Source organism: Comamonas piscis (assembly GCF_014109725.1).
In the GTDB taxonomy this organism is placed as follows: domain Bacteria; phylum Pseudomonadota; class Gammaproteobacteria; order Burkholderiales; family Burkholderiaceae_C; genus Comamonas; species Comamonas piscis.
In genome coordinates this window covers 1,293,025-1,319,326 of sequence record NZ_CP058554.1, presented here as the reverse complement: position 1 = coordinate 1,319,326, position 26,302 = coordinate 1,293,025, and the positions used below count along the sequence as shown (strand labels likewise).

The 26,302-nt window shown below is 61.9% G+C and carries 22 protein-coding genes; 11 read left to right on the top strand and 11 right to left on the bottom strand.

The features are described 5' to 3' along the window. The first annotated feature begins 6 nt into the window (after window positions 1-6). The 4 genes from HS961_RS05915 (at window position 7) to HS961_RS05900 (ending at window position 1,935) form a co-directional block, all read left to right on the top strand. The gene (locus tag HS961_RS05915; protein WP_182326824.1) at window positions 7-576 is read left to right on the top strand and encodes a sigma-70 family RNA polymerase sigma factor; all 570 of its coding nucleotides are present in this window, start codon (window positions 7-9) and stop codon (window positions 574-576) included. Continuing rightward, a complete protein-coding gene (locus HS961_RS05910) occupies window positions 573-782 on the top strand; it encodes a hypothetical protein (protein ID WP_182326823.1) in 210 nt (69 codons plus the stop codon). The genes HS961_RS05915 and HS961_RS05910 overlap by 4 nt, the downstream gene beginning before the upstream one ends. Window positions 783-849: 67 nt before the next feature. Beyond that, window positions 850-1,251, top strand: a complete 402-nt coding sequence (locus HS961_RS05905) for a DUF3224 domain-containing protein (RefSeq protein WP_182326822.1) — start codon at window positions 850-852, stop codon at window positions 1,249-1,251. Window positions 1,252-1,449: 198 nt separating this feature from the next. After that, entirely contained in the window at window positions 1,450-1,935 is a 486-nt protein-coding gene (locus HS961_RS05900) for a hypothetical protein (protein WP_182326821.1), read from the top strand. 124 nt (window positions 1,936-2,059) lie between these two features. Here HS961_RS05900 and HS961_RS05895 read toward each other — a convergent pair whose 3' ends face one another. Next, window positions 2,060-4,375 (bottom strand): TonB-dependent siderophore receptor, encoded by a 2,316-nt coding sequence (locus HS961_RS05895; RefSeq protein ID WP_182326820.1) that lies wholly within the window; start codon window positions 4,373-4,375, stop codon window positions 2,060-2,062. Window positions 4,376-4,506: 131 nt separating this feature from the next. Between HS961_RS05895 and HS961_RS05890 the strand changes: the two genes are divergently transcribed. Further along, window positions 4,507-5,250, top strand: a complete 744-nt coding sequence (locus tag HS961_RS05890; protein WP_182326819.1) for a response regulator — start codon at window positions 4,507-4,509, stop codon at window positions 5,248-5,250. Beyond that, on the top strand, window positions 5,240-6,700 hold the full coding sequence (locus HS961_RS05885; protein WP_182326818.1) for an ATP-binding protein: 1,461 nt from the start codon (window positions 5,240-5,242) through the stop codon (window positions 6,698-6,700). Before HS961_RS05890 ends, HS961_RS05885 begins: the two co-directional genes overlap by 11 nt. A gap of 4 nt (window positions 6,701-6,704) precedes the next feature. On the opposite strand, the gene HS961_RS05880 is transcribed toward HS961_RS05885, so the two are convergent. Together HS961_RS05880 and HS961_RS05875 are read right to left on the bottom strand one after the other, a co-directional pair. Continuing rightward, window positions 6,705-7,112 (bottom strand): BLUF domain-containing protein, encoded by a 408-nt coding sequence (locus tag HS961_RS05880; protein WP_182326817.1) that lies wholly within the window; start codon window positions 7,110-7,112, stop codon window positions 6,705-6,707. 231 nt (window positions 7,113-7,343) lie between these two features. Beyond that, window positions 7,344-7,910, bottom strand: a complete 567-nt coding sequence (locus tag HS961_RS05875) for a hypothetical protein (RefSeq protein ID WP_182326816.1) — start codon at window positions 7,908-7,910, stop codon at window positions 7,344-7,346. A 340-nt stretch (window positions 7,911-8,250) separates the two neighbouring features. On the opposite strand from HS961_RS05875, the gene HS961_RS05870 reads away from it, so the two are divergent. Continuing rightward, on the top strand, window positions 8,251-8,733 hold the full coding sequence (locus HS961_RS05870; RefSeq protein WP_182326815.1) for a DUF6314 family protein: 483 nt from the start codon (window positions 8,251-8,253) through the stop codon (window positions 8,731-8,733). A 269-nt stretch (window positions 8,734-9,002) separates the two neighbouring features. On the opposite strand, the gene HS961_RS05865 is transcribed toward HS961_RS05870, so the two are convergent. From HS961_RS05865 to HS961_RS23595, 6 genes are all read right to left on the bottom strand, one after another. Continuing rightward, window positions 9,003-14,699, bottom strand: coding sequence for a PilC/PilY family type IV pilus protein (locus HS961_RS05865; RefSeq protein WP_182326814.1), 5,697 nt, complete (start codon window positions 14,697-14,699; stop codon window positions 9,003-9,005). A 126-nt stretch (window positions 14,700-14,825) separates the two neighbouring features. Next, entirely contained in the window at window positions 14,826-15,386 is a 561-nt protein-coding gene (locus tag HS961_RS05860; protein ID WP_182326813.1) for a pilus assembly PilX family protein, read from the bottom strand. 35 nt (window positions 15,387-15,421) lie between these two features. Beyond that, on the bottom strand, window positions 15,422-16,513 hold the full coding sequence (locus HS961_RS05855) for a PilW family protein (protein ID WP_182326812.1): 1,092 nt from the start codon (window positions 16,511-16,513) through the stop codon (window positions 15,422-15,424). A gap of 68 nt (window positions 16,514-16,581) precedes the next feature. Continuing rightward, on the bottom strand, window positions 16,582-17,052 hold the full coding sequence (locus HS961_RS05850) for a hypothetical protein (protein WP_182326811.1): 471 nt from the start codon (window positions 17,050-17,052) through the stop codon (window positions 16,582-16,584). A 62-nt stretch (window positions 17,053-17,114) separates the two neighbouring features. Next, window positions 17,115-17,630: a GspH/FimT family pseudopilin gene (locus HS961_RS05845; RefSeq protein ID WP_182326810.1), complete on the bottom strand. Its 516-nt coding sequence runs from the start codon at window positions 17,628-17,630 to the stop codon at window positions 17,115-17,117. After that, complete coding sequence (locus tag HS961_RS23595; protein ID WP_272956288.1) at window positions 17,630-18,061, bottom strand: type IV pilin protein; 432 nt, start codon at window positions 18,059-18,061, stop codon at window positions 17,630-17,632. Before HS961_RS23595 ends, HS961_RS05845 begins: the two co-directional genes overlap by 1 nt. A 982-nt stretch (window positions 18,062-19,043) precedes the next feature. On the opposite strand from HS961_RS23595, the gene HS961_RS05835 reads away from it, so the two are divergent. After that, window positions 19,044-20,510: an L-lactate permease gene (locus HS961_RS05835; protein ID WP_182326808.1), complete on the top strand. Its 1,467-nt coding sequence runs from the start codon at window positions 19,044-19,046 to the stop codon at window positions 20,508-20,510. 53 nt (window positions 20,511-20,563) lie between these two features. Here the strand turns inward: HS961_RS05835 and HS961_RS05830 are convergent, their stop codons facing one another. Then, window positions 20,564-20,854, bottom strand: coding sequence for a putative quinol monooxygenase (locus tag HS961_RS05830; RefSeq protein ID WP_182326807.1), 291 nt, complete (start codon window positions 20,852-20,854; stop codon window positions 20,564-20,566). An 81-nt stretch (window positions 20,855-20,935) separates the two neighbouring features. Continuing rightward, window positions 20,936-22,825 carry a glutamine--fructose-6-phosphate transaminase (isomerizing) gene (glmS, locus tag HS961_RS05825; protein WP_182326806.1) on the bottom strand — a complete coding sequence of 630 codons (1,890 nt, stop codon included), beginning with the start codon at window positions 22,823-22,825 and terminating at the stop codon, window positions 20,936-20,938. Window positions 22,826-22,961: 136 nt separating this feature from the next. Between glmS and HS961_RS05820 the strand changes: the two genes are divergently transcribed. The 3 genes from HS961_RS05820 to HS961_RS05810 all read left to right on the top strand — a co-directional run bounded on the left by HS961_RS05820 (window position 22,962) and on the right by HS961_RS05810 (window position 26,273). Continuing rightward, window positions 22,962-23,471, top strand: a complete 510-nt coding sequence (locus HS961_RS05820; protein ID WP_238347807.1) for an Lrp/AsnC family transcriptional regulator — start codon at window positions 22,962-22,964, stop codon at window positions 23,469-23,471. Between the two features lie 310 nt (window positions 23,472-23,781). Next, window positions 23,782-24,885, top strand: coding sequence for a GGDEF domain-containing protein (locus tag HS961_RS05815; RefSeq protein ID WP_182326804.1), 1,104 nt, complete (start codon window positions 23,782-23,784; stop codon window positions 24,883-24,885). A gap of 80 nt (window positions 24,886-24,965) precedes the next feature. Continuing rightward, the gene (locus HS961_RS05810; protein ID WP_182326803.1) at window positions 24,966-26,273 is read left to right on the top strand and encodes a sigma-70 family RNA polymerase sigma factor; all 1,308 of its coding nucleotides are present in this window, start codon (window positions 24,966-24,968) and stop codon (window positions 26,271-26,273) included. Window positions 26,274-26,302 lie beyond the last annotated feature (29 nt).

Here is a 26,302-nt window from a genome sequence, read left to right as displayed (position 1 = left end):
GCAGAGATGCACAGCATTGCAGCAGACATCACCCAACAGTGGCGCAGCCCCATGCTGCGCGTTGCCCAGCTGCACCTGCCCTCGCGGGAAGAGGCTGAAGATGCGGTGCAAGATACGCTGACCGCCTTGCTGCTGCTGGAGCCTGACAGCTTTGACCCGGCCCAGGCCAAGAGCTACCTGTTTGGCATTTTGCGCAACAAGATCAGCGACCGCCTGCGCCAGAAATACCGGGCACCGCTGAGCTATGACGAAGCCTTTAACGACGACCTCGACCAGGTTCTGTTCGACAAGCGGGGCCACTGGGTCGACGGCGTGGCGCCTGCTAGCTGGGTCAACCCGCAGCAACAACTGCAGAACGACCAGTTTTTCAGCATCGTCGACCTGTGCGTACACAAGCTGCCCGCCAAGCCTGCCCGGGTGTTCTCGATGAAGGAGTTTCTGGAATGCGAGGCGGACGAGATTTGCAGCACCTTGGGCATCACCAAGGCCGATTACTGGCAGTGCATGAGCCGCGCGCGCAAGCAGCTGCAACTGTGCCTGCACCAAAACTGGTTTGACCAAGAAAGGGCGACATGAAGTGCCGTGACTACATTTTTCAACTGACCTCCGGGCAACTGGAAGACGCGGGCACTGCCACCAAGATTGCTGCCTGGCAGCACCGCATGATCTGCTTTCGCTGCCGCGCCTTTACCCGCAATGACCAGGCGCTGCAAGACATGCTCAAGGGCTATGGCGACCAACTCCAGACCTCGCAAACGCCGGCCAAGCCATCCGACTACTAGATCAAAGGCGATAGCTGTACATAAATACAGTATCGTGCAAGAATGCCATTTTTGCCTGGAACTTGCCATGGACCACATCGCCACAGGACGCTTTGATATCAAGCTGCAACCCGAAGGCCTCAGCCCGGTTGCCGAAGCCACGGGCTTGGGCCGACTCTCGCTGGACAAGCAATTCAGCGGTGATCTTCAGGCGACGAGCCAAGGCGAGATGCTGTCGTTCCGCAGCAGCACACCCGGATCTGCCGGCTATGTGGCGATGGAGCGGGTCCACGGTAGACTGCATGGCCGCAGCGGCAGCTTTGTGCTGCAGCACAGCGCCAGCATGGCGCAGGGCCAGTCCACGCAAAGCATCACGGTCGTGCCTGATTCCGCCACCGAGGCGCTGCAGGGCCTGCGCGGCAGCATGCAGATCACGATCGACAACGGCGAGCATTCCTACCGTTTTGTGTACCAGCTGCCTGAAGCCTGAGCGACGCGCAGCACCTACTACTACTTGCTAGTCCCGGGTCTGTCATGACATGCAGATCCGGGTTTTTTTGCGCCTGGGCACCCTCGCCTTTCCAAGCCGAAGGACTGCCCCGTAGAATCCAGAGCCAAGCGAAAACCAATCCCCTACCCCGGCCAACACGTGCAAGGGGTTCGAACACACCGCGCAACAAGGCATGACATGACCCATGGCTTCCGCGAATCTGAAGACGGCTTGCATTACGCAGAGCACATCAGCTGGCCGATGCGGCTGTTTGTCGCCGTGATTGGCTTGGCGATGTTTTTGATTCCGGTGCCCTTTTTGCAGCATGGCCACTGGGGCCTGCCTTGGTGGCAGCTGTTGCTGCTGGCGGTCTGCATCACGCTGCCGGTGTTGCTGGGCACGTTTTTCCTCTGCCTGGCAGGCGGGCGCTGCCTGCGGCTGCATTTTGACAAGCGCCAGCGCTGCCTGGTGCGCCATGGGCGCCTGCCCCTGCCACCACGCGCCATTCCCTATGCCGATATCGAGCCGCCCAGTGTGCTGGAGCGCAGCTCGGAAGATGGGCCTTACTACGTGCTACGACTGCGTGTGCAAGGCGAGCGCGCGATGCACCTGAGCAGCTTTGGTCTGCAGACGGAGGCCCAGGTGTGGTGCCAGCGCATAGCGGACGAGCTCCAGCACCGATAAACCTGCCGGCCAGAAAAAAGGACTCTGCAGCGCCAGCACAGGGCTGGCACTGCAAAGTCCAGGGCTGCAGAGTGGGCTGCAGCAAGGGCAGATCTTGGCGGATCTGCCTTAGGAACGAGGTAGCTTAGAAGTTCGCCTTCAGGTTCAAACGCACGGTACGCGGCTCGCCGTAGATGGCGCCCGAGTAGAAGCCGTACTGGCGGTAGTAGGTCTTGTCGAACAGGTTGGAGATGTTCAAGGTGGCGACCAGGTCCTTGTTGATCTCATAGCGCGCCATCGCATGGAACAGGGTGTAGGCCTTCAGGTCGATATTGACATTGGCGCCTTCGGTCGGGTGGCTGGTGCCGGTGGCGACCTGGTGCATCTTGCTTTGCGCGGTCAGGCCGGTGCCCAGGGTCAGCTTGTTCCAGCTGCCGGGCAGGCGGTAGCTGGTGTTCAGGCGCAGCAGGTGCTTGGGGTCATCTTCTGCACCGGTGGAGTTGGGGTTGTTCACCGACAGGAAGGTGTAGCCACCATAGACGTTCCAGCTCGGCGTGATGCGGCCGGAGAAGTCCACTTCAAAGCCTTTGGTTGTCACGCCCGATGGGCCATTGACATAGGCGGTCACGCCCTCGTCGCCGGTCACGTAGAGCGGGTCGCCACCGGCATCGCGCGCAATGGTGGCGACATCCTTTTGCTTGTTGCGGAAGACGGCGACCGAGCCATCGAACTGGCCATCGAGCCACTCGCCCTTGACGCCCACTTCCATCGCGGTGCCGGACTTGGGGTCGAGGTAGGTGCCATCCACCCGGCGCTGAGACTGGGCTTCAAACACATCGGTGTAGCTGGCATAGAGCGAGTAGTTGCGGCTCAGGTCATACACAGCGCCCAGGTAAGGCGTGACCTGGTGGCTGAAGTCCGAGGTAACAACACCGTTGGAGAAATTGCGCTGCCAGCTCAGACGCGCACCGACAATCACCGACAGCGGATCGGTGATGCTCAAACGCGTGGCCGCATAGGTGCCATAGGTCTTGATGCGGGTGACAGTGTCCTTGCCATTGCGGGCGGTGGTCACTTCGCCAATGCCCTCGCCCGACCGGATGAACTCGCGCCAGTCGCCAATCGCAAAGCCGTTGCTGATGCGGTTCATGCAAGCGACCGACTTGCCTGCGCTGTTGAAGCAGTCCAGGCCATAGGCGGTCGATTCGTTGTCGTTGTAGTTCGCGCCCATCATGAACTGGTGGCGGCGGCCCAGCGCCTCGAAGGGGCCGTTCAAGGTCCACTGCAGGTTCTTGGTGGTGCTTTGCGCTTCGGACAAATAGGTGTTCAGGTAGGCACCGCTGCCGTCCTGCGCCCAGTAGCCGGCAGAGACCGTACCCCGGTTGGCCTTGGCCACTGCCAGGTGGCTGTCCACATCGCCGCGTGTCCAAGCGCCCGAGAGCTTGGTCGTCCAGTTGTTGTCAAAGCGGTGTTCCAGCGCACCAAAAATGGTCTTGCTCTCGCGCTCGCTGTAACTCCAGTCGGCCGAGGAGTTCAAGCTGCGCTTGAAGTTGGTCTCCGTGCCATCGGCGTACCAGATCGGCACATTGGTGCCCCAGGTCGCGCCATCGATGCGGCGGCGCTCATACTGCAGGCCCAGGCTGGCCTTGGTGTCGCGGGTGATGTCGGCGGCAAAGCTGGCCAGCAGGCCCAGGGACTTGTCCTTCTCGCGATCACGGAAGGTGTTGGAATCATCGCCGCTAAACACGAAGCGCGAGCGCACGCTGCCATCGGCATTGAGCGGCTGGTTCAAATCGGCAGTCAGGTGGCGGCCGCCATGGCTGCCCAGGGTCACGCCCACGCTGCCAAAACGGGTCTTGCGCGGCTCCTTGCGGACCATGTCCACCACACCGGCCGGGTCGCCGGTAGCGCCCAGCAGGCCATTGGCACCGCGCAGGATCTCGACCCGGTCATACAGATCCATATTGAGCGCCAAGCCTTGGCCAGAGAAGCCCGTCGAGCCGTTGGACAGCGCACCATCCACGCGGAAGTTGGTGATCTCGAAGCCCCGCGCGCGGTAGCTGGTGCGGCCGCCCACGTCGAGCTGGGTGGCCGAGATGCCGGTGGCGTTGAGCAGGGCATCGTCCAGGGTCTGCACGTTCTCGTCGTCCATCTGCTGGCGGGTAACCACGCTGACCGACTGCGGGGTTTCGCGGCGGGTCAGCAGCAGGCCGGTGGCGCTGGAGACTGCCGGGTTTTCGTACGAGCGCGTGGCCTCGCTGGCATTGGTGGATTCGGCGCTGACCACGACTTCTTCAAGCTGGGTGGTCTCTGCCGTGCGCTTGGCAGCGACTGCATCCGCTGGCGCGGTTTGTGCCCATGCCGCCGGGGAACAGACTGCCAGGGTGGCACACACCACCGGGCTCAACCGCAGCCAAACCGGCACCCCTGCCACCCCTGCGCGCTTTTGATTCACCAACATGCCAACCGCCTTTTTGATTGCAAAGCTGGCACTGTAAAAACGATGGCTCACCGCGATGTATTCGCCGTGTACGGAAATGAAATGAAATGTATTCTCATTCTCATGTCCCGTTTACAATAGCCGCCGCACCCATGGAAAACCTGCCCCTGATCCTGGTGGTCGAAGACGACGCCGACATGCGAGAGCTCATCGTGAGCTACCTGGCCAAGTCGCGCCTGCACAGCCAGTGCGCGGGCGATGGTGAGCAGATGGCGGCCGCGCTGGCCGAGCGCCTGCCCGATCTGATCCTGCTCGACATCATGCTGCCCGGCGCCGATGGCATGGTGCTGTGCCAGCAGCTGCGCGCCAACCCGGCCACGGCGCAGATCCCCATCATCATGCTGACGGCGCGCGACAGCGTGCTCAACCGCGTGGTGGGCCTGGAGCTGGGTGCGGATGATTACCTGAACAAGCCTTTTGAGCCGATGGAGCTGCTGGCCCGCATCCGCGCGGTGCTGCGCCGCGTGCGGCCCCATGCCGCCTCCTCAATAGCAGCGCCCGAGCCGCCAGCACCAATGCTGCTGCGCTTTGGCCGCTTTACGCTGGACCTGAGCCAGCGCCACCTGCTCTCCCCCAGCAACGTACTGATCAGCCTGGCCAGCTCGGACTACCGCATTCTGGAACACCTGCTGCGCCACCCGCACCAGGCGGTGAGCCGCGACCAGCTGATGGACCTGGCCTTTGGCCGGGAGCGTGCGGCATCGGACCGGGCGGTTGATGTCTGCATCAGCCGCCTGCGCGGCCATATCGAACTGGACAGCCGCAAGCCGCAGATCATCCGCACTGTGCGGCATGAGGGCTATATGCTGGTGCCGCCGCCTGCGCATGGCGACTGAGGCCGTGGCTGCGGCACCCCGCAACGGGCGCGGCAAGCTCGCCCGCCTGTTGCCCGATACCCTGTTTGGCCGCCTGGTGCTGGTGCTGGCCGTTGGCATGCTGGCCACGCAGTTCCTCACCAGCAGCATCTGGCTGGACCTGCGCCATACCCAAACCTTGGAGACCCCCACCCGCGTGGCGGCCGAGCGCATGGCCGATGCGTTGCAGGTGCTGGCCAACAACGGCCAGGACCCGCAGGCACTGGCCTACTTGGCGAGCCCCGGTCTGCAAGCCCGGGTGCTGGACCAAGTGCAAGCCCGCTATCCGGTCGAAGATGCCGAGCTGCACCAAGAGGCCGAAGAACTGGTCAACCGTGTGCTGCATGCACGGCTGCCGCAGGCGGGCACCGCCCAGTTGCAGCGCTTGCGGTTGGTGGATGCGCAGGGCCACGCGGTGCCGCAGTCGAGCTACTTTGGGCTCAGCCCCTTCACGGTGGACTATGGCTTGCAAATCGAACTGGCCCCCGGCCGCTGGCTGGTGCTGGACACGCAGCTAAGCCCGGGCTGGCATGCGCAAAGCGGCTGGGAAGTGCTGGCCGATGTGCTGCTGCGCGTCTACCTGTTCCGCATCTTGGTGGTGGTGTTGCTGGTGCTGCTGGCGGTGCGCTGGGTGGTGACCCCGTTGCTGCGCATGGGCCAGGCCGCGCAAGCATTGGAGCGCGATGTGGTCGCGGCGCCGCGCATGCCCGAGGACGGCCCGCGTGAAGTGCGCCAAGCGGCCCATGCGCTGAATCGCATGCAGCAGCGCATTGTCGCCAATCTGCAGGAGCGCACGCAGTTTCTGGCCGCCGTATCGCACGACCTGCGCACGCCCATCACCCGCATGCGGCTGCGTCTGGAGTTATTGGATAGCCGCGATCTGGACAGCGGCAAGCTCAAGCTGCGCGGCGATCTGGCCTGTATGGAGAGCCTCATCGACAGCACCCTGGCCTTTATCAAGGCGCGCGAGCACCAAGGCCCGCTGCAGCAGATTGACATGGATGCGCTGGCCCGCAGCATCTGCCTGGACCGGCAAGAGCTGGGCCAGCCGGTGGAGATACGTGGCCATATCCGTGCGCCCGTGATGGGGCAGCCCCTGAACCTGCGCCGCGCGCTGGACAACCTGATCGACAACGCACTGCGCTATGCCGGCAGCGCCTGCGTGGTGCTGGATGAAGATGCGACCCATGCCTACATGGGCGTGGAAGACAGTGGCCCCGGCATCCCTGACACCCATCTGGAGCGCATGCGCCAGCCTTTTGAGCGTGGTGAAGGATCGCGCAACCAGGACACCGGAGGGCATGGCCTGGGCCTGAGCATTGTGGATGCGATTGCCCAAGCCCACGAGGGCGAGCTGCTGCTGCGCAACCGCGCGCCACGGGGGCTGTCAGCCGGCCTGCGCATCCGCAAAACCCGTGGCACGCCCCTTTAAAGGTTCAAAGAATATCCATGGTTTTGACGGCATCCGAGAACAGCTGCAGCGCTTCGAGCTGGTCCACCTCGGTCAATGCAGCGATGTTCAAACCCGTGCCTTCGAAATCGAGATCTGCATAGCCCATGACCCAATGCGGAAAGCGGCGCTCTCTGCCGCAAGGGCCGGTTTCGATCGCGTTGAAGTCGCTGTGCCGGGGGTCGGCGCGCAGATGGCGCTCCAGCACCTCGATGGCATCGGCCGCGCCTTCAACATACTGCGCAAACCATTCGCCATCAAACACCAGCACGCCGGTGATGCCGTGGATGGCATTCATCTCACGCGCTTGCTTGACGATGCGCCCCACCTCGGTAGGCCCATAACCAGCGGCCAGCCGGCTGGTGTAGAGGAGGGATTGGAGGATGGGAGCCATGCTGCGCTTTCGCCGTCAAATAGAAACAACCAATGTACGCGGGTCTGGGTGCGCCATCAGCTGCTGAGGGCATTATTTTCATCCGTCTTTTGCTGGCTTGGCGCTGCCGGTGTGCCAGTGCCCACATCTAGGAAGAAAACAAAAGTTTGCCCCCGATGGCCGCAATACAACGGCTATCGGGGGCAAGGGCATTTCTACCGGTGGGTAGAGATGTCAGCGATCAGCAGGGGCTTACTGGCCAAACTTGCGCTTGGCATCGGTCACGCAAGCGTCCTTGGCATCACCGGCCATCGCATCGCAACGCTCCTTAGCGGCCTTGTAATCGGCTTCACGGGTCTTGTCAGCGGCATCCTTGCGGGCATCAGCCACGTCGGATGGGTTGGACGAAGGCTTGGCGCTCACTTCAGCCACCTTGGCAGCTTCCAGGGCCTTCACATGCATGGCCTTGGCTTCCTTCTGGCAGACGTCCTTGGTGTTACCGGTAGCGTCATCGCACTTTTCCTTGGCGACATCGTATTCCGCATCGGCCTTGGCCTTGGCCAGGTCATGGCGGTGCGCTTCGGTTGGCTCGGCACGGTGCTTCAGGTCAGCCATGGCGATCTTCTTTTGGCCATCGGCTTGCTTGTTGCAAACATCCTTGGCATTGCCCTTCATGGGCTTGCACTGGTCGCTGGCGGCCTTGTGCTCGGCTTCGATGCGGGTCTTCTCGGTTTTTTGTTCTGCCGAGGTCATGGCGAACACGCCGCCGGAGAAGAAAGCGGCTGCACACAGAGCGGCGATGGTAGGTTGGAGCTTCATGGTTTGTTTCCTTGGGTCGTTATGGTGAAGGGAGTCGACTATTTTTTGAGTCCATCAATGAAGCTCAAAAAATAATCTCCTGGGTGTCATTTCCTGCAACGCCTCCACAATGTCGGAGTTGCTGTGCCTCAATGGCGTGAATGAATTATCAACAGCCCCCGAACCGCCGGCTGTGGGTGGCAGGACGCACACGCAGTCAGATTTCACCTACCACCCCAAAGCCCCATTCCATGCCGCTCAGCGCCCCGCAGCGGCGCCGCAAACCCTGGCAAAATTTGCCGCTGACCTGGGCCACAAAAATGCCACCGATAGAAATACAACGCCAATGGAAAAACCTGTGATGCCCCCCGAACGTCCCGCCCCCTGGGTCGCAGAACAGCTGCTGGCCGCGCTGCAGGGCCAATGGCGTTTTAGCCGCAGCCTGCAAGACCTGGCGACCTTGGACCCGATAGGCACCGTGCAAGGCCATGCCAGCTTTAAGCCCGACGGCCATGACGCGGCCCACTATGCAGAAAACGGACAGCTGCTGCTGCAAAACGGCGCATCTTTCCGCGCCAGCGGCAGCTATTATTTTTGCCAGCGAGGTGCGGATTTGTGCATCTACTTTGATGCGCAGCAGCAGCGGATTTTTCACCAGCTGCGCCCTGCCCTGGGCCTGGACGGCCAGCTGAGCGCCAGCAGCTCGCACCTGTGCGCAGCCGATCTGTATGACAGCCACTACGAGTTTCTGCGCAGCGGTGGTTTTGTCATCGAGCACCGGGTGCGCGGGCCGCACAAGTCGTACCGCAGCTATACGCTGTATGAGCGGGAGACTGATTCTTAGATCACCAGTCACACTGCGGTCTGGGGTGATGGAAGGCCGCCAAGACCTGCGGATTCATAGTCCGTTGCACGCGCTACTGGGCCTTGTTGCTTGTGATCGCAGGCTAAGCGCCCAAAGACCAAGGACCCCATAGACCCCGCAAGCTGGCCCATGAGGTCCTGGATTCAGTGTGCAGAATCTACAGCTCCTGCCGCATCAGTGGAGTGCCATGCAGGCCCGTAAACAAGGACGGCGGTGGAGAACCACCGCCGTCTTTTATCTGGCTGCGCTTACTGGTTCACCAACTCGCGCCAGCTGATGCGCTTGCCCAGCGGCTTGGGCGTCGCGACCGGGATCTTGATATCGATGGGGCTCTCCGGCACCTGGCTGGGCGAGACATGGCTGGTGACATCGCCGCTGGGGTTGATGGTCAGGTCGTTGCCCGAGATCAGACCGCCAATGGCCTCGCCGGCCATGCCGGTGGTAGTGTTCACAGCACGTCCGGTCTGGAAGTCCAGGTAGTTGATCCAGCCCTTGCCGCCGGCAACACAGGGTTCGTTCGACGGCACATTGCTCGCGACTACCAAGGTGGTGTTGGCCAAGCGCAGATCCACATTGACACGCTCGCCGGTATCGGGGAGATCCACAAACCAGCTCTTGGTGGCGTCATTGCACACGGCATCAGACACCGTCGAGGCACATTGGAGCGTCCGTGTCAGCTTGCCGCCGGTCGTGACGTTCTTCAGTTCCGACTGCTTCAGGTCCGCGCGGAACGAAGCGCCACTGTTGCTGTAGCCATCGGTCACATCATCAATGCCATAGATGGTTTGCTGGCCGGTGGTGGTCAGATCCGCCATACCCAGCAGCTTGCCGGTGGCGACCAGGATACGTGGCAACGCACTGGCATTGGGGCTTTGCACCAGCTCCAGCCGGGTGGTGATGGGCTGCTCGTTGCCGTCCTTGTCTTTCAACTGCACCACCTTGTGGACCTCGTAGCTGCCGCTGGTCCACTGGTATCGCCAGATATTGCCCTGGATGTCGCCACCGTAGAACAAGGTGCTGGTGTTGTTGCCACTCGGGTCCTTCATGAAGTTGTTGAGGTCCTTCATGCCGGCGCCATCGGGGTTGGCGATGGTCTGTACCACGGCGCCGGTACCGGCATTGAGCACATAGACATAGCCCTTGCCATCGGCATTGTTGTAGCCCGAGGTGAGCATTGCCACCCAGGTGCCGTCCGGCATCTTGGTGATCAGCGGCCTGCCATAGCTCTGGCCCATGGTGGAGGCACTGGCCTCCCACAGACCCTTGGGCGATTCGGGGTCGGTGATATCGAGCGCGTAATAGCCATTGCCGCCCTTGTTGAAGCCGCCCACCAGAATGGTTTTCCAGGCGCCATCGTGGAAGATGTCGGCCATCACCGGCGAGCCATCCACAAAGTAACGGTGGTTGCCGTCGTAGCTGTTGCTGGCCAGCGCGGGCATGGCAGGCATCACGGCCTTGGGCACAAAGGCCCAGGCTTCGCGCGCAGCGGGGTAGACGCTTTTTCCGCCGATGGTCTCTTGCTTGGTCACGTCCGCATCCGCATAGAAGGCATGCAGCATGCCGTCGTTGCCACCCACATAGACCATGGGCCGGCGGTTCTTCTGTGCCAAGCGGAAGGCGGCATAGCCGGCATCGCGGTACTTGCGCTGGGGCTTGCCCACATACAGCGGCTGCGAGCCAATGATGTCGCCCAAACGGCTTTCACGGCTGCGGTAGAGCTTGGTGTCATCGCCTTGCACATAGCCTTCCTTGGTACGGTCCCCGCGCAGGAACTTCACCAGGTTCTCACCCAGCGCAGCGGTCTTTTGCGTATCGCTCATCGGGCTGTACTGCGACAGCAGCGCCTGGGCTGTGCTGCCATTGAAGTGGCCTTGCAGGCTGCCCAAGGTGGCCCAGTTGAAGTTCTTCAAGGTCGCGCCATCCATGAAGAAGATCCGGCGGTCATCGCTGGCCAGATCGCGCGCGTCCAGCTTGGTCTTGGCGGACCAGTTGGGGATCAGGCTGCGCACGCCCGTGGTTACATTGATCTCGTAGGCCTGCACTTCGCCCGACCAGCGGCCGCTGCGGTACAGCGCGCCATAGGCAAAGTTGTTGTCCGTCTCGACCATGGCCGACGACACCGCCACGCCAGCACCTGATCCCACCGCAGCGCGGATATCGGCAAACACCTGGCCCAGGCCCGACTTGATGGCTTGCGGATCGTTGGCGCTGAAGTAGAGCCCCCGGCCGTTGACGGCGGTATGCCAGAAGTCATCGATGGACTGTGGCTGCTCATAGTTGGTCACGCCTGGCGCTGGCCATACCGGCCAGGTCTTGGTGCCATTGCGGATGCCTGCAAAATCGCCCGCGCCGTTCTTGTAGTCCTTGTCAAACTTCAAGGTGCCCGAGACGCCCATGCCGATCACATACGTCGCCATATGCTGCCAGGTCACCTTGTCATCTTCTGCACCCGTGCCGGCCGGTTTGACCAGGTTGGCCATCTCCGGGCGCAAATCGGTGCCGTAGTAGTACTGCGCCACATCAGCCAGGGAATTGCGGCTGCCGCCAGTGACATTGCTTTGCTCCACCGCATCGCAGGGCAGCTTGGTGCAGGCCTGGTGCCCGGCAGGCAAGCTGCTCCACACCACCGTGTTGGCAGGCAGCGGGCGGCCGTTGGCGGGCAGGGTCATGCCAGCGGCTTCCGTCGCGCTGTAGCACTGCGCGGGCGATTCCAAGTCGGTGGCGGGAATCGTCACCGTGGAGATCAGCTGTGGCGTGGTTTCGGTCGAGCCCACCAAGTTCACCCGGTGCGTGGTTGCCGTGCCGGAGAACACTTTCTTCTTGCCCATCACTTGCGTGCAATCGGTGGTGGCACAGTTGGCGGGCTTCTCCGGGGTGAAGACCGGCGTGCTGCTCTCCACATCACAGACCGTGACCTTGTGGGTCAGCGGATCGTAGCCCGCTGCACAGGCCTGGCCTTGCGGCACGGTGATCGTTGTCGGGCCTTCTTGCTCACAGATGGTTTCCACCCCATTGGCTGCCGTGCCCGCCGTGCAGGCCGCATAGTCGGCTGCACTGCTCAGGTAGTTGACCTGTTCCACCTTGGCGCAGGTCGTCGTGGTCCAGCCGTTGTCGCTGGTCGGGCCCGACTCCATGCAGGTGCCATAGGCCATGTCGGTCGTCGTGCTCTGGGGGTTGCAGTCCGTCACGGCGCCACTTTGCGGGCAGCTTTGCACTGGCTGGTTGTGCTGGTTGTTGGCCACGCATTGGGTGGTCACCCAGCCATTGCCGGCCGAGGGGCCAGGGCTGGTGCTGCAGCTGGTGGTCTCCATCGGATCGGTGGTCTTGCCTTCACAGGTCACCAGGAAGCAGCCGTTGGCGGGCGATGGGCCGGCCGCCGTACAGCTTTGCACGGCGCCATTGGCCATCGACGGTGGAGAGCCCGTTGCGGGGGTACAGGTGCCACCGCCGGAGTTGCATTCCACCCCTGTCCAATTGTTCCCGGCAGAAGGGGCTTGGGGGGTGCAGCTTGCCGCATAGCCCCAGTCCGAATAACGCATCTCGCAGACGGTATCGCCCGTGCAGCTGGCAGGGTTGACCGCAGCGCTTCCGTAGGTGGTCGTATACGGTGCTTCGCAGGTGACGATGGTGGGCGATGTGGACGCTACACAGCTGCTCGCTGGCACGGCTGTGCTGGAGTTTTGCTCTGCAGCACCGCAGACCTTGTCCATCTGGGACGCCGTATTAGACAGATCTGGACAGCTATCAACAAACTGCGTCGTCGGCATCTTGGGGCCACAGGTGGTGTACACATTGCTGCCATTCACTCCTGCCGTGCAGAAGTTATTAATGGCAGATCCCACAGACTCTTTGGCGCAAACCGACTTCTTGAAGTCCGGTGCCACCGGGCTGGTGTTCACACATTGCGCATCGGTCACATAGCTGGTCACGCTGTGGCTGCTGTTGCAGCCGCTGAACAAGACCATGCTGGCAGTCACGCCACTGGCGGCCAAAGTCGGGTGCAGCGTGCCGCAGGCAGGCACCGGTCCATTGATGGGCGACACCCCAGACGTACCTTCGCAATAAATGGTGCCCTGGCCAGGCACAAACTGCCCATTGTTGCTGCAGACCGAAGCAGTGGTGGGCACTTCGCTGGTCTGGCACTCGACCTTGTAGTCCCCATCCATGCCAGGCGTACAGCTGGCATTCACCAGCTGCCACTGGTCACTGCCGACCAGGTTGCAGCCATAAGGCTCGCAGACGCTCTTGTCCGTGGTCTTGAACGGAATCTCGCCAATCGCCTGGTTAATGTAGGAGTAGAAGTAGCGCTTTTGCTCAACCCGCTTGTACACCGCCTTGCCGAACGGCTCTTGCTTCTCGGTCGCCCAGGTGGTTCTCATCGCATTGCGGTACTGGCTCTGGGTGATGGAGTTCCAGGTGTATTTGTGTTTATAGATGCGTTGGTAGACCATCTTGGTGGCAGCCACATTCCAGTAGGTGCGCATGGCGGTGGTAAAGCCCAGTTTCTTCTCGGCCTTTTGCTCCGTCCACAAGGTGCTTTTATAAAAGCCCAGCACCGTGCCATAGGTAACGGCCTGGGTCTTCACGCTTTTCTTGGTGATCTTCTTGTAGGTCGTCTCGGTCTTGGTGCCGCCCCCAGGAACAATGGTTTGCCAGCCCAAGCCGCAGGCGTTCCAAGCATAGCCAATGCTGGCGTCTCGGCGAAACAAGGAACCGCTGGTGGAGCCGTCATAAATAGGGCGAGGGGTCAAGCCATCAGGGCCAGTCAGCGGTCGGTTGTAGGCCGGGTCGCTGTCGGGGCCATCCTGCTGGCCCACCAAGGTGCTGCCGTCCAACTGCATGGGGCCCTTGGTTTCCTGGCCCACATTCCAGTAGCCATCGGTGGTCACGATCGCATAGTGGCGCTGGCAGGCGGAGACGACCGGGTCCACAAAGGGCGCCATGGCCGTATTGATGCTGTCGCTCTTGTTGGCGTAATAGCGCCCCACACGGGCCAGCGCCTCACGCGTGGGGGAGCTTCCGCCTGTCTTGGCCGACTGGATAGTTTGGAACCAGTTGGCCTTGTCCGTGCTCTCGAAATCCTTGACGGGCACGAATTTGAAGGAGCTGGTTTCGGGTTTGGCCGCGCTCAAAAAACCGACGCGAAAATTGTTGTCCAGCGAGTTGAAGGCCAGGCTGATGGAGGACTTGGCCATGTTGATACGCGTGCGGTAGAAGCTGTACCAGTTGGCGAAGTTCTGTTGCTGGGCGGCGGTGCTGATGCCCCGGCGGATCCAATAGCCATCAGGAGCGGTGCTGCTGCCCGTATTGATATTGGCACTGGCCTGGTTGAGCAGCAACGTGCCGTTGTCGACCTTGATGGCGCTGTTGCTGACCTTGTTGCAGGCGCCGGCCGCCACATCGGCAGCTTCGAACGACGGCAGCACGCCCGCCACACGTGGCACCCATTCAAAGTAATAGGCAGCTTGCGCCGGATCGTTGTAGATGGACTCCTGCCGCAGGCGGGTAGAGATGTCGTAGGCCTGGTAGCTGGTCGCCAGGTTCACCACGCCTTTGGAATGGTCGTAGCCATCGATCCAGGCGCCAGCAAAGCTGGGCTGAGCGTAGGCGGTGCCATCAGGCTGGGCGGGCAGCTCGTATTTGGTGGCGGGGTTGTAGTACAGGGTGTTGCACAACGCACTCTTGTAGCCCACCGGGAAGAAGGTTGCCGAGTAGTTGATCGGGTCCCAGTCGTCCGGCATGTGGGTCCACTTCATCGAGTCCGATGTGTCCATCAGCAGCATGACATTGGGCTTGTCCTGCTGGGTGAAGGTGTTGACCGGCACATCGGCAATATCGACCGGGTTGTGGGGCGTGTCGGCAATGGCGATACCCCCGCCCACCGACCCCACCACCAAGGCCGCCAAACCGAGCGACCACAGCAGCTTGGGACTCCAAGTCTGCATCCCTGCCTTGCGGCTCTCTCTGTCTGCGAAAGCTCTATTTTTCATCTATTCGCACTCCTCTTATTGGTCTCAATTTTTTCTGGCCGTCCCCACGCAGCTCTACCCGGATGGTGATCCGGGCAGGCTTTAGTAGGTGCTCATCTGCACATAGCTCTCGGTGTCACGCGGACCGCTCACTTTGGCGGTGATGCGGTACATGGGCCGCTGGGTGCAGCTGGAGACACTGCCTATCGACTCACTGGAGCCCGAACAGCCTTCGCCTTGGGGCATCACGCAGCTTTGCCCGGCGGCGTTGATCGCCCCGGTGCTCCGGCAGAGCCGGTGAATCAAATAGCGCACCTCGTTGCCCAAGGGGTCACTAGCCGCTGCGACGGGGGCACTGTCCCAGGCCAAGGACTTGGCTGTCACCTTCGGATCGACACTGGCGTAATAGCCAAAGCTGCTGTTACTGGCATCCAGGGCGCTGGTACCCGTGGCGGACAAAGCCTCCAGCTTGGCCAGCCCGGTCTCCAGCCCCAGATCGGCCCCAGAAGTTGCGGCCTGCTTGAGTGCCAGACTGCCCGACACTCCGGCGCCCAAGGTGCTGGTGCGGACCAGCACCAAACCGGTAATCGTCATCACCAGCAGCACAACCAGTGCCACCAGCAAGGTCACGCCTCGCTGCGCGCGCAGGTGAGTGAGCCCCATCGGAAAAGGTGGAGGGCGACGTAGAGGGTGTTTGGTCATTGTTGTTGTCCCCAAATCGTGTTGCGCAACGGAATCACGCTCTCATAGACGCGGTAGCGGTAGTGCGGCCAGTCATCCCCGGAGCCCATGACAAAGTCTTTGCTGCCATTGGCCCACTTGGGCGCCGCAGAGGTGACCGCATCGCGCTCGTACTGCGAGCTGCGCACGAGGATGGCAACCCGCACTGCCATCAGACGATCCAGCTTGGAGGCGACCAGTTCAGCGTCCACGCCGGTCCACTCGTTGTCCTTGTCAATCTTTCCGCTGCCATCCTTGTCAAAGCCATATTCGGCGACCATTTGCAGCACGTCCTCGGCCACCCCAACGCTCTTGGTATCGGTCTCATCGAGAAAGTTGTAGCGCATCAGCTGGTTGTCCTGGACCCGCCATACGTTGCGGGTCGGCCGGTTGCCCAGGCTGAACAACCAGCCCTCGCCCAGGCTGGTGGCGCCGCCATCGAGCATGTCTACCGAGGAGCCGCCATTGCGCTCTGGCGTTACCGAGGCGCCGGTGTAGAAGCTCGTGTAGCCACTGCTCAGGTGTCGCACTGTCGGGTCGTCTTCCGCCACGCCGCCCGGCCCGGTGATGTCCGAGCCGGCACCAGCCGTCACCTCCATCAGCAGGCAGTTGCCAGGATCGGTATCGCTGGTCCCCACCACCACGTCGCCAGCCTGAAAGCCGGCATTGCTGCGCTCCATCGTGAAGACGCCGCTGGCACTGGCGCTGTAGCGCGCGCCAATAAACATATTGGTCGATGAGCCAGTCAACACGCGCAACTCACTGCCGTTGACGATTTGCACCGGCATCAGCGGAAAGCTGTACTGGGCCGGGTCGCGGCCGGTGCGCTTGTAGGCCTGCACGGCGCAGCCCAGGTAGGCGGGGTCCATGCCCGCAAAGCCCAGACCGGCAGAGCGGATGTCACGTTCAATGGCAAACAACGCCAGCGCGCCTGCGGTTTGCGCCTGGCTGACGGCTGCCGTGGTGCGACGCCGCCCTTCCGAGGTGGCAAATAGCTTGTAGATGGCCAACAAAGTCAGCAGGCCAATGGCCAGCCCGATCATGATTTCGATGATCGTGAAACCCTGCATGCGCCCATACGGCGGTGGCCTTCGTGCTGCGAAAACTGTCATGGCCATGGCCCTCTCTGGTGATTTTTTTAGTGCACGAATGCTTGTATTTCGTAGATGCGTTTGGCCGCATCGCTAGGGCCTTGCCAGCACAGCCGCACCGTCACCCGGTTGAGATGGTTGTCGGTTTCCACCACCACTTGCTGGCCGCTGGCGGTGGCGCCTGGCAGCCCCACCAAGGGGTTGGCCGATTCACCGCGCGCCGCTTTGAGCACCTTGCCCAGCTCGGAGGTATCGCTCAGTTCGCTGCCGCTGTAGCTGCAGCGATCGCTGCCATCCGCTTGGTGCGCAAAGGCTTCGAGTGACGCTGCCAGTGCCGTGGGCGAGCTGCGGTCCACGCTCAGCGACACCAACTGGATGATCTGCTCGGCGTACATGCCTGCCTCGGTGCGGTACTGCGCCTGCCCGCTGAGTGCCGTGGATTTAGCCGTGAGCCCCGCAATGCCCAGAATGCCCAGCATCAGCAGCAGGATGGAGACCATGGCTTCGATCAGCATCATCCCGCGTTGCGGGCCGCCACCTGTTACTGGCAAGCGCGCTGGCCGCTTTATAGGGGAAGTGCTCAGCATTTGCGGTTGTCTCCATCGGTGGTGATGCTGGGATCACAAAGCCGCACCTGGCCGCCTTGCGACACCTGCACCTGCAGACAGCGTTGCGCGCCACTGGTCAGACACTGGCTTGCATCTGCCGGCATGAACTTGACCGTGTTCGCGGCCGACGCATTGCCCAAGCCATTGAAGCTCAGCTCCGTCGCAGTGGCCGTGACGTTCAGCATAGCTGCAGACTCTGGAGCTTTGACGGCAATGTTGACGCCTCCGCTTGCAATGGACCAACCCCGGTTGGCGTCGGTCAGGCTGATGGTCACATCGGTGTTGCGGCGCAGCGCCTCGGAGCGGGCCTGCTGTGCACCGTCGTAATAGGTCTGGGCCGCTGCGCGGATCTTGGTATCGAGCAAATACACCTGGATGCTGGGCATCACCATCAGTATCAGAAACGCGATGATGCCGATGCCCACCAACAACTCCAGCAACGTAAAGCCATATTCCCGCCGGGGCGCCAACGCCAGAACATGCAGCATCAGCAGCTCCCATCTTTGCGGGCCGACCAGCAATTGCTGCCGGCCGTCCAACCGGAGGGCGTACCAGTGGTAGCGCGCTGGCCTTGCTGGTTCAAGGTAAAAGCAAATCCAGACATGCTGCCCGCGCCGGTAGCCGTCACGGTATAGGCCGTCTTGCTCGGGGAACCGCAGGAATAGCTGAAGCGGGCGGTATTGGCCGGGGCAGGTGCCACGGTTCCTGCGGCGCAAGCGCCTTCATAGGTGCGGTTGTCCTGGAAAAACTGCTCCATCTTCCCGCCCATGTCCGCCAAGGGCACCAAACCATCGACGATTTGGCCCCGCTTGATGTACTCCTGGTAACTGGGAATAGCAATGGCGGCAAGGATCGCAATAATCGCCACCACGATCATCACCTCGATCAAGGTAAAGCCTCGAAGAATACCTCGCCGCACGCAGGCAACTCTCCGCTGCACGGAAAGATACGCCCTGCGCCCCAACCCCAACCCACAATGGCGGACCACCTGAGACCGGCGGTCGGTATTTTTTTCAAGCATGATGAGCCAATGCCTATTATTTAAATGAATACCCTGGTACTTTTTTATCTGATTTCCCGTTATTTATATCAATCAGTAAAAACACCGTCGGAAAACCACAAAAAATCTTTATAAATCAAAGGCAGAATTCTTAAGGATAGTGTTCATGTGCTCACACACGCCACCCCTAAGTATTGCTTTACCACGCATCAAATGATCTCACCGCACCCTACCTAGGCAGATCCACACCAGCAACAGCTATAACCGGCGAGGCTCGATAGATAACCGCTCAGTGCCCGAATACACCACATCAGCATTCCCGCAGCGGAGACCTTTTCAGAGGGCATATATTCGGAATTTATAATTCTTATATTTTCTTATTCTTCATGAATGTAATCTGCAGCCGGAGTGTAAATCTTTACCCTTCGAAACATCCAATCCAATTGTTAACATAGTTTCCTCCATTCATTAATTGACATATTTACAACAATTCATAAAAACTATTATTAAGTTTGATATGGATCAAGAACGGAGTCGTACCGCTGTGCCCATCAGCGCCCTGGCGCATACGCTAAGTTGCTGATTGCTATGAGCAGGGGAGAAGCAAATCCAGAACCTGCACCAGGTGCAGCAGGGCGCCAGTGCCATGGGATGTCCGGATGGCGATTCGGATCTGCCAGCGGAGCCGGCAAGGCCAGGTCAAGCATCGCTCCCGCAGCGCAAAGCGGGCGATGCGGCATCGCAGACCCAGGCTTGGCCTGGCGAGAGAAGCCAACGCGACTGGCCAAACTCAGGGAAGGTCGGAGAATCAATCCAAGAAATAACGACACCTCTTGTATGCCAGGCATGACGATAAAAGCGCTCCGTTTACAGCCCCTAGCCTCACCCCCAAAACGCGGTGATGCATAGCTACCTCCTTTGGGCCACGCCCACGTTGGTGGTGGCACTGGCCATTGCCTTTCTGAAATGGAATGCGGCCAGAGCGGCACTGCTGGGTCTGGCCTTGACGGTACCCATCGCCTTTCTCACCGGTCCCCTCCCTTTCTCCATCGACAAGCTCGGTGAGTCGCTTCTCAGAGGGTCGTGGATTGGCGGAACCATAGCGCCCTATATTCTGGGCGGCCTGCTTTTCTGGCGCGTGGCGTCCAGCAAGCATGCGCTCGATGCTGCGGATGCGACGGCTGCTGATCTCGATCCCCATGCCCGCCGCAGAAGGCTGTTCTTTGCCTGTTTTTTAGTCGGCCCCTTTGCCGAGTCCGCGACCGGCTTTGGCGTCGGCATGGTGGGCACGGTGATGATGCTGCGCCACCTGGGCCTGGCGCCACGCCATCTGATGGTGTTTGCCCTGCTCAGCCAGACCTTTATTCCCTGGGGGGCGATGAGCAGCGGCACATTGCTGGGTGCCGCCTATCTGCGGGTGTCGCCCACGGACCTGGCCCTGTATTCCGCCGTGCCTGTCGCGACCTTGATGCTGCTCTGGCTCACGCTGTTCTGGCTCACCTTGCGCCAGGCCAAAGAGAACATCTCCATCGCCGAATGTGGATGGGAGTTGCTGTGGGTCGCGGCAAGCCTGGTCAGCCTGGTTGCCTGCACCTACTTGCTGGGTCCCGAGACGGCTCTGCTCGCCGCCTTCAGTCCGCTCATCATTCTTCGCTATCTGGTGGATGAGCGCCCCAATGCGCAGGCGCTTCGCCAACGCGCCATCGCCTGCCTGCCCTATGGCTTGATCATTGGATGGCTGGCCGCTACCCGGCTCATTGCGGGCCTGCGCGAATGGCTGTCAACGTTGGTATTTTTCCGGCCCTTTCCCGATCTGCCAATGTTGCTGCCGTTGATGCATTCTGGGCTGTGGTTCCTGGTGGCCGCGCTGTTGACTGCTGCCTGCCGGAAACAAACGCACACGCTCAAGGCCGAGGTTGTGGGCTCGTGGTCCACCGGCAAGCAGGCGGTATGGACGGTGTTTCTGTTTGCGATGATGGCGGAGATGCTCAATAAATCGGGCATCGCGCAAGGGCTGGCCCAAGGCCTGTTTGCCGCCTTGGGCCCCGATGCCATGGTGCTCACCCCTGCGCTGGCGGGCGCGCTGGGCATCATTGCCAATACCGGCAATGCCGGCAACAGCCTGCTGCTGCCACCGCTCTCCACCCTCGCTGCGCAAGCCGGTATCAGCCTGCTGGCCACGGGCGCCGTGGTGCATGTCTCCGGGCTGGCCCTGGGCTTTTTCTCACCGGTGCGCATGTCGATTGCAGCCAAGCTCAGCCATGGGGCTTCGCAAGAGCGGTCGGTGTACCTGTTTCTGCTGCCGTTTGCGCTGGCGGCATTCGCAGTGATGACCTGTTTTGCCTGGCTCAGCACCTTTCACGGCTAGCACCGGCCCAACGTAGCCCGTTCAGTGGGGAGCGCGATGCGCGTCAGGGCCAGCTAGCCCTGCGCCTGCCATTCGACAAATTCCAGCTTCAGGGACTCGCACAAGCGGTTCAGCGCCGCCACGCCCAGCACAAAGTGCGGCTCCTTCTCATGTGCCGCCAACGCCTCGCGGTCGGTCCATACCTCAAAAAGATAGACCAGCTCTTCGCCCACTGCAACGTCGTAGCGCAGACAGCCGGCCTCCTGCAGGCTGGCCTCCGCCAACGTTGCGAGTGTCGAGACGACGTCCGGCAAACGGCCCACGTGGGGTTGTAGCGTGACAATCAAGTTCAGGGGTTCCGTCAAACCTGGGCTCCTTGGATAAGTTGAAGAAACGGTGTCGGCGCGTCTTATTCCACCGTGACCGACTTGGCCAGATTGCGCGTCTTATTCCACCGTGACCGACTTGGCCAGATTGCGCGGCTTGTCCACGTCGGTACCGCGTGCCACGGCCGTGTGGTACGACAGCAGCTGCAGTGGCACCACATGCAGGATGGGGCTGAGCACGCCGTAGTGTTCGGGCATGCGGATCACATGCATGCCTTCGGCGTTCTCGATATTGGTGTTGGCATCGGCCAGTACATAGAGCACACCGCCGCGCGCACGCACTTCCTGCATATTGCTTTTGAGCTTTTCCAGCAGTTCATCATTGGGAGCCACAGTGACGACGGGCATCTCGCTGTCGACCAGCGCCAGCGGGCCGTGTTTCAGCTCGCCGGCCGGGTAGGCCTCGGCGTGGATGTAGCTGATCTCCTTGAGCTTGAGCGCACCTTCCAGTGCGATCGGGTAGTGGATGCCACGGCCCAGGAAGAGCGCGTTTTCCTTGCGGGCAAAGTCCTCGGCCCAGCTCACCACCTGGGGCTCCAGCGCCAGCACGGCTTGCAGCGCCAGCGGCAGGTGGCGCATTTTTTCCAGGTAGGCGTCGGACTGGGCTTCGGTGATATGGCCCTTGCTCTGGCCCAGGGCCAGGGTCAGCAGGAACAGGCCCGCCAGCTGGGTGGTAAATGCCTTGGTGGAGGCCACGCCGATTTCCATGCCGGCGCGGGTGATGTAGCTCAGCTTGCACTCGCGCACCATGGCGCTGGTGGCCACGTTGCAAATGGTCAGGGTGTTGGTCATGCCCAGGCTTTGGGCATGGCGCAGCGCGGCCAGGGTGTCGGCCGTCTCGCCCGACTGGCTGATGGTGACCACCAGCGCCCGGGGGTTGGGCACGCTCTTGCGGTAGCGGTATTCGCTGGCCACTTCCACATTGCAGCGGATGCCTGCTAGGCCTTCCATCCAGTACTTGGCGGTGCAGCCGCTGTAGTAGCTGGTGCCGCAGGCCAGGATGAGCACCTCGTCGATGTCCTTGAACACGCGCCAGGCGGCATCGCCCTCGACGCCGTCAAACAGCTCAGGCACCACGCTTTGCACGCCTTCCAGGGTGTCGGCAATCGCGCGTGGCTGCTCGAAGATCTCTTTTTGCATGTAGTGGCGGTAAGGGCCTAGCTCCACGGCGCCGCTGTGCGCATGCACGGTCTTGACCGGGCGGTCGGCCGCCTCCATCGTCTTGCCGTTGTGGTCCACCACCCAGTAGCGGCCAATCTGCAGGTCAACCATGTCGCCTTCGGCGAGGTAGACGATCTGGTCGGTCACGCCGGCCAGCGCCATCGCGTCGCTGGCCAGAAAGTTCTCGTTGTTGCCCACGCCCAGGATCAGCGGCGAGCCAGCCCGTGCGCCCACCACGCGGTGGGGTTCGTCCTTGTGCATCACGGCAATCGCATAGGCACCGCGCAGGGACTTGATGGCCTGCTGCAGCGCCGTGAACAGGTCGCCGTCGTAGTGGCTGTCCACCAGGTGGGCAATCACTTCGGTGTCGGTCTGGCTCAAGAACTGGTAGCCCTTGGCCTGCAGTTCGCTGCGCAGGGCTTCGTGGTTCTCGATGATGCCGTTGTGCACCAGGGCCACGCGGCCCACGGCCTGCACATCGGCCACACCGGGGCCGGCACTGAAGTGGGGGTGGGCGTTGTGTACGGCCGGTGCACCATGGGTGGCCCAGCGCGTGTGGGCGATGCCGGTGGCGCCTTGCACCTGCTCGCTGGCCACCTGCTCCACCAGCTCGGCCACGCGGGCCGTGCTGCGGGCGCGGCGCAGGCCACCGGGCTGGCGGCCATCCAGGCTCGCCTCATGCACGGCCACGCCGCAGGAGTCATAGCCGCGGTACTCCAGCCGCTGCAGGCCTTGCACCAGCACCGGGACGATATTGCGCGTAGAAACTGCACCAACAATGCCGCACATAGCTTTCACTCCTTGATCAACAATGGCTGCAGTGTAGACAGGCCAGCATTTTATTTTCTTTCCATTTTTCTCAATTTTTGAAATAATATTTCTCAAAAAATATCTACTGAAATAAAATTTCAAAATGAAAGAATATTTGAACGATTTCACACTGGATATCATCGACCTGCAGCTGCTCGACGCGCTGCAAAAGGATGCCTCGGTCAGCAACCAGGCACTGGCCGACCAGGTGCATGTCTCTCCTCCGACCTGCCTGCGCCGCACCAAGCGCCTGCGCGAGATGGGCCTGATCGCCGCCGAGGTGGCCTTGCTCTCGCATGATGTGCTGGCCAAAGTGCAAGGCTTTGGTCTGTTTGCGCTGGTCGAGGTGAGCCTGGAACGCCAGGGTGCCGAAGCGCTGGATGCCTTTGAGGCCGCCGTGCTGGAAAACGACCAGGTGCAGCAATGCTGGCGGGTCAGCCCGGGGCCGGACTTTGTGCTCGTGGTCTACGCCCATGACATGCCTGGCTACCTGGCGCTGACGCAGAAGCTCTTCAGCTCGCAAGGCAACGTGCGCAATGTGAAGACCTACTTTGCCACCAAGCGCAGCAAGTTTGTCACCCGTATCCCTCTGCCCAAGGGACCGCACCTGGCGCACCGCAGCTAATTCCAGTGACAGCGCTGTTTGGCGGCACAGGCTCCCTCTGAGGCGCTGAGATTACCCGCTTGGTAAAAACGGGCATTGCGCATCCGCCTTGTCCCTCTGGCTTCCATCGCTGCCGTGCATGGCCGCGATGTGGTCGACCACTCTCCTACAAGCGTTGTGGAAGAAAACATTCAGTAAATGTAACAAGCCCGCACTTGCTTGTATCGACGCTGGCCCGGCCTCATACTTGCATCATGAGTATCAAACAGTAACATTGCGGGAGCCGTTCTCCCCGGGACTGTGATGACTCATCGGGCAAGAGAGGCTCTATATGGTGCATAGCAAAATGGACAGCAGCCAGCAACGCAGTGACTGGGGCCGCATGGTTTTTCTGGCGTCCTGTGCGCTGGCCGCTGCAGGCGCGCTATGGCAGCGCAATGCCTCCTGGCCGGTTTGGCTGGCAGTGGCGCTGCCTTTGCTGGCCTGGCCCCTGCTGGCCCGCTCCCGCACCCGCCGCACCGGTGGATCGGATGTCAACGATGTGATCCTGTCCTTTGTCGACGGCTTGGTCATCGGCGTCTGGGTTGCCCTCGTCCACTTCCATTTGCTGGCCAGTGCCCTCATGCTGATGGTGCTGATCCACTGCACCTATGCCATGCAGAGCGTGCGCCATGCCATGCTGGCCGTTGTGGGTGCCGTTGCGGGCGTGGCCGTCACGGGGCTACTCACCTCGTTTGACGTTCAGCACAGCACCAGCAGCTGGACCATTGTCGGCAGCCTGCTGGCGGTGGCTGTGTACCTGACGATGCAAGGCATTGCCACCGGCCACCTGCTGCGCAGCCTGGCCCACAAAGAGCAAATGCTGATGGTGATGCGCCGCGTGGATGCGATGACCGGCTTTTTTGGCCGCATGTACTGGCAGGATCTGGCGACCCGCTTGTTCGCCTATGCCAAGCAAAAGGACATTCCCGCCTTCCTGATCGTCGTGGATGTGGATAACTTCCGCGAGCTCAACAGCCGCCATGGCGATACCGCTGGCGACGAGGTCATCATTGCCGTGGCCAACACCTTGCGCACCTGCGTGCGCCCGGGTGACGCCACCTGCCGCTTTGGTGGCGATTCCTTTGCCGTGCTGCTGTCCGGTGTGAACCTGGACATCGCCAACCAGATTGCCGACCGCATCCATAGCCAGGCGCTCAACCGCCGCCTGCGCGACTGGCCCGATGTGCAGATCAGCGTCAGCATCGGCATCGCCAGCCTGGCCAAGTACCACCAGACGGTGGACGACTGGATCCACCAGGCAGAAGCCGCACTGGAGCAGGCACGAGGTGCTCCCCGCAGCTACGGCAGCTATGCCGAGCTGGAACCCATCTCCGCCGCGCACCTGGCCGAGCTGGCCAGCATGCCTGGCCCGGCTGCAGCCCCGGCCCTCTGAACCCACCTGCCCTCGCGCGGGCATGGCCAAGGCAGAAAAACTAGAATGATAGTCATTCTCGTTTTCAAACCCTTGCCGCCATGCCATCCTCTCTTGCCCCCTGGAGCGCCCAGCGCTGGCATGCCCTTTTTTGCAGCCACCAGCCACAGCTGCTGGCCTACCTGACCGGCAAGACTGGCAGCCGCGACGAGGCCCATGACCTGGTGCAAGAGACCTGGTTGCGCCTGGCCGCCGCGCCCGCCCAGCTGCCCGATGGCAGCGCTGCGACCCAGGAAGCGGCCCGTGCCTACCTGTTTGCCACCGCCAAGCACCTGGCGCTGGACCATTTGCGCCAGCGCGGCGTGCAGCAGCGCAGCCTGCAGGATTGGGAGCAACTGCAGCCGCCCAGCTCCAGCGATGTCGCCGACCAGGCCATGTACCGCCAGGCGCTGGATCTGGTGGCGCAGGTGATCACCGATCTGCCCGAGCGCATGCAAGCCGCCCTGCTGGCCCACCGCCTGCAGGGCCAGACCCATGCACAGATTGCGCAGAGCCTGCAGGTATCGCTGAACACCGTGGAGCGCGACCTGATGCAGGCCGATGCCTGCCTGGAGGCCGCCCTGCTGCGCTGGCGCGGCGATGCCGATGGCGCGCAGCAAGCGGCAGCCCGGCGCCGGCGCAGGGGTGCGCTGGGTGCCTTGCTGGGTGTGGCGGGCATGGCCGCTGCGGGCTGGCCCGCCTGGCAGATGTGGCAGCAGCGCCTGCTGTGGCAAGGCAGTCTCGCCAGCGGCACCGGCATGCAGCGCAGCCTGGATTTGCCCGATGGCAGCCAACTGCGCATTGATGCCGCCAGCCATGTGGCGCTGCGCTACCGCGCCGGCATCCGCGAGGCCGAGCTTTTGGCCGGCGCCGCCTTCTTCAGCGTGGCGCGCGATACCAGCCGGCCCTTTGTGGTGCAGGCCGACACCGTGCGCATCAGCGTGCTGGGCACCCGCTTTGGCGTGGAGCTGGCGCCTGACAGCGTGCTGGTGCAGGTCGAATCGGGCCAGGTGCGGGTAGAGCAGCAGGGCAGCCAGCAACAGATCGTGCTGGAAGGCCAGCAATCGCTGCAAGTGCCGCTGGGCAATAGCGCAGCCGCCTGGCAGGTGCAGGCCCAGCCCAGGCCTGCCGTTTGGCGCGAGGGCGAGCTGGCCTTTGACCAGCAGCCGCTGGGCCAGGTGATTGAACGCCTGGGCCGCTACAGCACGCGCAAGCTGCAGATCGATGCGGGGGCCGCACAGTTGCCGATCAGCGGCCATGTGCGCATCGTGCAGGCCGAGCGCTGGCTGCGCAGCCTGCCGCAGTTGGCACCGGTGCAGGTCCAGACCCAGGCCGATGGCGGCCTGCAGATCAGCCAGCGCAAGGGCTGAGCATCTTTTTTTCAGGGTTTTGCGGCTTC